Below are 6,491 nucleotides of genomic sequence, written 5' to 3' on the forward strand. Positions count from 1 at the left end.
GGTGGCGACATTCCCCTCCGAGCGGACCATCCCGATTCGCTTGGACAGGGAATGGCGCTTTTGTCCAAGACTCGCGGCCACAGCCCTGCAACCTGTTCGATTGCACCGGATCGGACGCGCCTGTCGCACGTTCGACCGGGATCATTCCATTCCGGCTCGAACTGAGATATATCCGAAGTGAAGGTTAATGATATCCAAAGTGGATGTACCGGCGTTTCGGGGGCAAGATCTTGGACCAAGCCAAAGCAGAATTGACCGACGTTCAGGTCAATTGTCTGCGCCTTGTCGCGGACGGCTATACTTCCAAGCAGATAGCGCTGAAGCTGGGCCTGACGCACCTGACCGTCGACCAGTATCTGCAGCGCGCCAAGACGATCATGGGTGCACCCGACCGGCGGACGGCGGCGCGATGGTATTTCGAAAGCCAGCAAAACGGGGCGTTCAAGTCATTTGAACTCAAACCGGCACCGCTTGTCGAGCCGGCCAATGATGTGACACCTCCTGTGGTGTCGGCAGCGGAAACGCCCGGCCCCCAAGCCACCGGCCAGTGGCAGACGCGGCTCGGATTTCCTCCTGTCGGCGGCATCAGAACATCGCTGGACGCAAGCCAGAAGACGACGACCATCCTGCGGATCGCAGGCCTGTCGCTCATCGTCACGACGGCCTTTGCGCTGGTGCTCGGAGGGGCGCTCAAGGCGTTCAGCTGATCTGGTGCCTGGATCGCCAACCCGTGCACCGTGCCCGGTGCGAGAAGGAGAAGACCCATGCACATCGATGGCAACGCCGTCCGCATTGTCGCCCAGGATACCCGCTCGTCCTTTGCAAGCTATGACCGTGCCATTCTCGATGCCGCACGGTTGTCGGTGACCATGATGGAGGCGAACGCGCTTTCCGAGGTCCCGGCACGCGATTCGCAGATCGCGCTGCGCACCATCCACGAAAGCACCGGTCACCTCCTCTCGGCCCGGGGCAGCATGGTGAAGCTTGTCGGCCATTTCAATTCGGTCAAGCGTCGCAGCGATCAGGCCCCGATGAACGTCGGCTGCCCCGGTGAAACGCCCCTTTCCGGGTCGCTCCAGGAAGATGTGCGGACATCCGAAGCCGCTTTCGATTGACGCCAGTCCAGCAATGCGATGAGCCGGCATCATGATCTCCATCATCTTCTGGTTTCTCGCATTGCTGAGCTGCGGCTTTGTATGGCTTCACGGGCAAGCTGACGGCAGGCGCGCCGTCGGGCTGTTCCTGGTCGCGACCCTGCTCACCTGGGGAGCGCAGACGCTCGACACGAAATGGCAGCAGACGCATTGGCCGCTGATGGCGGTCGATACCGCCTATCTGGTGGCCGCCTATGTGTTTGCGCTGCGCAGCGACCGGTACTGGCCGCTTTGGATCGCCGCCTTTCAGCTGCTCACCGTAGCCACCCATGTCGCGACGATCATCGCCCCGGATTATCTGCCGAAAATCTATTCGGCGATTGCCACCTTCTGGGTCGTGCCCCTGCTGCTCAGCATGGTGGCCGGGGTCTATCTCGATCACCGCGCATTCCAACGTCTGGTTCCCCCCCAATGACCCAGTTCTATTGCTTCATCCTCGTCCCCGAAGCCGGTGAGGAAGAGTCTCGCCAGCCGCTGCTGGATGCCAACGAACCCTGGAAGGCCCGGGCCGAAACGGCCAGCCGCTATCTCAAGCTGCGCACCCAGCGCGATGCCATCGCCGGACCCAGCCTGCTGTCCGATCCGGCCTGGGACATGCTGCTCGACCTGTTCGTCGGGCACATTACCGGGCGCGACGTTTCGGTCACCAGCGCCTGCGTCGCCTCGCGCCGTCCGGCCACGACGTCGCTGCGCTATATCGAGCGCATGGCGAAACAGGACCTGATCCGCCGCGAAAAGGACAGCCACGATCATCGCAAGGTCTATCTGCGCATGACCGAGAACGCGTTTCGCGCGGTGGCCACATGGATCGATGCGCTGCGCGACGAGCTGATCACCGCATAACCGGAGCCTTTGCCCTGCGCAAACGGGCAAAACTATGGCATCATGCGCAGCGGCCAGACAGGGAGCAGCGCATGATGGCCAGGCCCGGCCTGCGGGATCTGCACGACGAAACCATCCAGACGGTTGCCGCAGACGGCAAGCGCATCTGCCTGCGTTCGATCCGGCAATCGGATGAGGACCGGATGCGCGAAGGCATAAAGCGGCTGTCCGAACAGTCGCGCTACATGCGATTCTTCTCGGTCCAGCCGATGCCGTCGGATCCCGTGATCGACCGGCTGCTCGATGCCGATGGGCACAACCATATCGGGTGGGGAGCGATCCATCTCAACGGCGCCGACAATCCCGCGGTCGGCGCGGTGCATGCGATTCGCAGCGAGCATCACCCGCATGCCGGTGAGTTCTCGGTCGCCGTGCTCGACGAGTATCACGGGCTGGGTCTCGCCCGCATGCTCACCACGGTGCTGCTGATCCATTGCGAGGTCGAGGCAATGTGCGAGCTCGAGGTGCAGACCCTCGCCGAAAACATCCCCGCCATCCGCTTCATTCTCTCGATCGGCGCGGAGCGGCGCGAGAGCGAGGCGGGCATTGTCAGCTTCCGCTTGCCGGTCCGGTCCGCGATCCGGCAGATTTCCGCGACTTCGCAGTTGCAGGGCGTGCACGATATCCTCGCGGCCCTGGCCCGTTATATCCCGGCCGACGACAGCCCCTGCGCGCCTGTCTCGGATTGAGCATGGCCGGGGCCCGTCGATGGCAAACCCGCGCGTGGAACGGCGCCTGGCCGGCGCGTTTCGGGCGGTCCTGATCCGATAGTTATCATTTGCATTTGATCCATAACGGACTAATAGTCCCGCCAGTTTGGATCAATCTGGCTAAGCAGGTGCGACTATGGAAGATGTGGAAACGTTGATTTCTTTGACTGCGGATATTGTGGTTGCCCATCTGAGCAACAACAAGGTGGCCAATTCAGATATTCCACAGCTCATTTCCTCGGTCCATGCCGCGCTTCAGAGCATCAACGAGCCCGCAGCCCCCGAACCCGAAGCGCCGAAGGAACCGGCGGTCCCGATCCGCTCCTCGATCAAGCCCGATCATCTCGTTTGCCTGGAAGACGGCAAGAAGCTTCGCATGCTCAAGCGGCATCTAATGGTTCACTACAACCTGACGCCCGATGAATACCGCGCCAAATGGGGCCTGCCCAAGGATTACCCGATGGTCGCGCCCAATTATGCCGAGCGCCGCCGCGAACTGGCGTTGCAGATCGGCCTGGGCAAGCAGGGCCGCGGCGGCGGTCGCAAGAAAAAGGCCTGATGGTCTGATTTCAGTCTGACATAGCGGACTGGGCAAGGGGGCGTCTTCGGGAGGAGACGGCCCCTTGTTTGTTTCGGGCCTCCGGCTTGTTGCGCGCAGGCGTGCGTTTCTGGCCGGTTTCTGTTTTTCGCCTTGTCCTTTTCTCGCCCGTGCCGGATTCGGCGTCCGCCCGCTCCGAACGCCGGGATCAGGGCGCGGTATAGAGCTCTACAATCGACAGCGAGCCCTTGCCGCGCGCGCGTTTCAGCTCGGCGCGGATGATCCCCGCCAGGCCAGCCGATGCGCGCTGGCCATCGGCATTGCGCAGCGCCGCGCGCAGCGCTTCCGGCGGCTCTGGCGTCGCCAGCGCGATGACATGATCGACGCCGAAAGGCGGAACCACTTGCGTATCGATCAGCGACTGGCGCATCGCGCTGTCGAGCATGCCCGCGCCATCGGCGTCGAGCGGGTAGATGAGCTGTACGGTCCCGTCCGAGGCGAGATTGAACACGGTGGCATGCAGCGCCGCGCCGCCGCGCCGGGTGCGCTCCATCAGCATGCTGATCGGCGTGCCTTCGGCATAGAGCTCGTCCGATCCGAGCGGGTTGACCGTCAGCCGCATGGCGAGTTCGGAGACCAGCGGGCGCAGGCTCATCACGGTCTGCCACTTGTCCATCACTCCGGCAAAGGCGAGCGTGCTGCCGATGCCGGTGGCGACGACGTCGCCCGACCGGCGCAGCACCTCGCGCGTACTCAGCACCCAAAGGAAATCGGCGTCGTTCGAGCTTTTCGCCAGCTTCCAGGTCGTCGCGCTGCTCGCCATCGCCGGGTCATCGGGCTGCCCGGCGATGATGACATGCGGCGCGGGCAGATCGAAGGCGAGGCGCGGCGCGGGCAGTGCCGAGAAGAGCGGCCGCTCGGCCCAGCCCTGGGGATAGAAGAGCGTACTTTCCTGCCGCTGTGCGGTGAGCATCCGCACCTGGCTGTTCAAGTAGGACCCGGCCTCGACCACCGAGACCTGGCCGTCGCCATCCAGATCGGCGATGGGCGAGGCCTCGTTCGCGCCGGGCAGGCTGAACGCCTGTTCGAGCGCATAGGTGAGCACGCCGCGCTGCGGTGCCCCTTCCTGCGGCAGTTCGGTCTCCAGCGCGAGCTGGTCGTCGCGCGAGGCGCCGATATAGACGAGGTTCGGAAGGTCGTCGCGCCGGATGGCGCCTGCCTGCGCCTCGCCCGCATCGCCGCGCAGCGCGCCCAGCCTCGGGCCGGGCCGCGCCGTCAGCGTGATGGCACGCGCGTCGCCCGGTCGGAACGCGATGCGCGGGGTGAAGGCATAGCTGCGCGGATCGATCGCGCGATGCATCGTGCCCGAATGGCAGCTGTCCACCACCATCAGGATCGCGACCTCGGGCGGCAGATAGCGCTTCATCCAGGCGTAGAAGTCCTTGTCGATGATGAAGGTTTCGGGGTCTTGGGCGCCGGGATCGAAGCCGGGCAGCGGCACGAACTGGTCGAATTCGCCATCCGTCTCGCTGGGATTCTGCGCCAGCGCCTGCGCACCATGGCCGGAGAAATAGAACAATAGCCAGTCACCCGGCTGCGCGCGCAGGCCCATGTCGTGCAGCGCGGTCTCGACGCTCGACCGGCTGACCGCGCCATCGCGCAGCGAAACCACGTCGCTTGCCTGCATCGATCGCGCCAGACTCTCCATCGCCGAAAGGTCGTTGGCCGGGCCCATCAGATCGGGGATCGCGGCGGACTGGTAGCGCGATACGCCGATCAGGATCGCGCGGGTTTCTGCCTGCGCCGCCGATGCCGGCAGCAGCGCGAGCACAAGCGCGGCGATCAGAAGGCGCCAGCGCACGCCTCAGCCCCCGCCTTCGTCGGCTTCCAGATCGCGCGCGACGCGCAGGCCGACATCGTCGCGCCGCTTCGTTGCGGCGAGGCCGAAGCGGTTGGCCGATCGCAATTCGCCCGGCACGCTCTCGAACGATCCGCCGCGCAGCGCGCGGTTGCGACACGCGGCATCGAGGCACGCCGAGGTCCATTCCCAGACATTGCCCTGCATCTGGTACAGGCCGAAACCGTTGGGCGGATAGCCCGACACCGCCTCGGGATAGCCGCGATAGGGCGAGGTCGGCGATCCCTGATAGCGCGCGGTATGGTCATAATTGGCGTCCGACGGCGAGATGCCATCGCCCCAGGGAAAGGCGCTCGAGGCCCCTGCCCGGCTCGCATATTCCCATTCGGCATCGGTCGGCAGGCGATAAGTCCTGCCCGACTGGCGCGACAGCCAGCCCAGGAACGCAAGCGCATCGTCATGGCTGATGCTGGTCGCTGGGATCAGCGGATTGGGATTGTCCGCCGCCCAGGTCGAAAGCTTCGGGCAGGCCCCGTCGCGCACACACGCGGTCCATTCGGCCACGGTGACCTCATACACGCCCAGTGCAAAATCGCGCGCGATGGCCACGCGCTGCTGCGCCGGCTCGTCCTTGCCGCGCCCCGGCTCGGAAGGCGGCGATCCGACCAGCGCGCTACCGGCGGGGACGATGCGCATCCACGGACAGTTGGCGCAGTCGTAGAAACGGTTGCCGCTCGCCGGATCGCACGAGACGAAGCACGGCGGCTGGCCCTGCAGGCCGTAATCGAAGGTCGGCTTCTGGAAGCTCGACGCCTTGGCCATCGCGACGCGATCGGACACGCGTTTCATCGCATCCGCGATATTCTGCTGCGGGCGGCGGATCTCCTCGGCGAGAACCTTGGAGAAGATGCCGTTGTCGAAGGCGAACTGGTCTGCACTGGTCGAAAAGGCGACGAGATAGCCCTGGTCGGGGCGGATCGGGTTCTGCGCCGATCGGAGCACGCGCCTGAGGCCCTTGCTGCCGGTCACCTCGATGCCCGCGCCGCCGGTGACCGTGTCGTCGCTGGCGACCGGCAATGTCGGCAGCGCGATGACGTTGCGGCACATGTCGAGCACGACGAGCACGTTGCGCGCGCCGGAGGACATCAACGTGCGGGTAATTGCCGAACGCGAGAGACTTGCGGAGGCGGCGAGATCGCTCTTGCCGCTGTCCACCGGGACCATCTGCACATCGCCGCCCGCCCCCAGCGCGACGCCATGGCCCGAGAAATAGAGCACGCCAAACGCCTCGGGCCCGGCGGCGGCGAGCGCCGCGCGGAAGGCGGCGATCTCCGCCTCCATCTGTGCGG

General features: G+C 65.1%; 8 protein-coding genes. 6 read left to right on the forward strand and 2 right to left on the reverse strand.

What is annotated here, in order from left to right; translation table 11 throughout:
* The first annotated feature begins 203 nt into the window (after window positions 1–203).
* From DM995_RS07850 to DM995_RS07875, 6 genes are all read left to right on the forward strand, one after another.
* Window positions 204–707, forward strand: a complete 504-nt coding sequence (locus DM995_RS07850) for a helix-turn-helix domain-containing protein (protein WP_116969067.1) — start codon at window positions 204–206, stop codon at window positions 705–707.
* Window positions 708–764: 57 nt separating this feature from the next.
* Complete coding sequence (locus DM995_RS07855; protein WP_116969068.1) at window positions 765–1,115, forward strand: hypothetical protein; 351 nt, start codon at window positions 765–767, stop codon at window positions 1,113–1,115.
* A gap of 31 nt (window positions 1,116–1,146) precedes the next feature.
* Window positions 1,147–1,569 (forward strand): hypothetical protein, encoded by a 423-nt coding sequence (locus DM995_RS07860; protein ID WP_116969069.1) that lies wholly within the window; start codon window positions 1,147–1,149, stop codon window positions 1,567–1,569.
* A complete protein-coding gene (locus DM995_RS07865) occupies window positions 1,566–1,997 on the forward strand; it encodes a winged helix DNA-binding protein (protein WP_116969070.1) in 432 nt (143 codons plus the stop codon). The genes DM995_RS07860 and DM995_RS07865 overlap by 4 nt, the downstream gene beginning before the upstream one ends.
* A gap of 71 nt (window positions 1,998–2,068) precedes the next feature.
* The gene (locus tag DM995_RS07870) at window positions 2,069–2,725 is read left to right on the forward strand and encodes a GNAT family N-acetyltransferase (RefSeq protein ID WP_116969071.1); all 657 of its coding nucleotides are present in this window, start codon (window positions 2,069–2,071) and stop codon (window positions 2,723–2,725) included.
* Window positions 2,726–2,882: 157 nt separating this feature from the next.
* Window positions 2,883–3,305, forward strand: a complete 423-nt coding sequence (locus DM995_RS07875; protein ID WP_023836498.1) for a Ros/MucR family transcriptional regulator — start codon at window positions 2,883–2,885, stop codon at window positions 3,303–3,305.
* Window positions 3,306–3,492: 187 nt separating this feature from the next.
* Here DM995_RS07875 and DM995_RS07880 read toward each other — a convergent pair whose 3' ends face one another.
* Both DM995_RS07880 and DM995_RS07885 read right to left on the reverse strand, forming a co-directional pair.
* Window positions 3,493–5,145 (reverse strand): caspase family protein, encoded by a 1,653-nt coding sequence (locus DM995_RS07880; RefSeq protein WP_116969072.1) that lies wholly within the window; start codon window positions 5,143–5,145, stop codon window positions 3,493–3,495.
* A 3-nt stretch (window positions 5,146–5,148) separates the two neighbouring features.
* Window positions 5,149–6,491: SUMF1/EgtB/PvdO family nonheme iron enzyme (locus DM995_RS07885; protein WP_116969073.1), on the reverse strand; the 1,343-nt coding region annotated here is incomplete at its 5' end.

Source organism: Blastomonas sp. UPD001, assembly GCF_003426715.1.
Classification (GTDB): domain Bacteria; phylum Pseudomonadota; class Alphaproteobacteria; order Sphingomonadales; family Sphingomonadaceae; genus Blastomonas.

Bases quoted from the DNA above. Each gene is read 5' to 3' on its own strand.
- DM995_RS07855 (WP_116969068.1), top strand. From the start codon at position 765: ATGCACATCGATGGCAACGCCGTCCGCATTGTCGCCCAGGATACCCGC.
- DM995_RS07870 (WP_116969071.1), top strand. From the start codon at position 2,069: ATGATGGCCAGGCCCGGCCTGCGGGATCTGCACGACGAAACCATCCAG.
- DM995_RS07865 (WP_116969070.1), top strand. From the start codon at position 1,566: ATGACCCAGTTCTATTGCTTCATCCTCGTCCCCGAAGCCGGTGAGGAA.
- DM995_RS07875 (WP_023836498.1), top strand. From the start codon at position 2,883: ATGGAAGATGTGGAAACGTTGATTTCTTTGACTGCGGATATTGTGGTT.
- DM995_RS07860 (WP_116969069.1), top strand. From the start codon at position 1,147: ATGATCTCCATCATCTTCTGGTTTCTCGCATTGCTGAGCTGCGGCTTT.
- DM995_RS07850 (WP_116969067.1), top strand. From the start codon at position 204: ATGTACCGGCGTTTCGGGGGCAAGATCTTGGACCAAGCCAAAGCAGAA.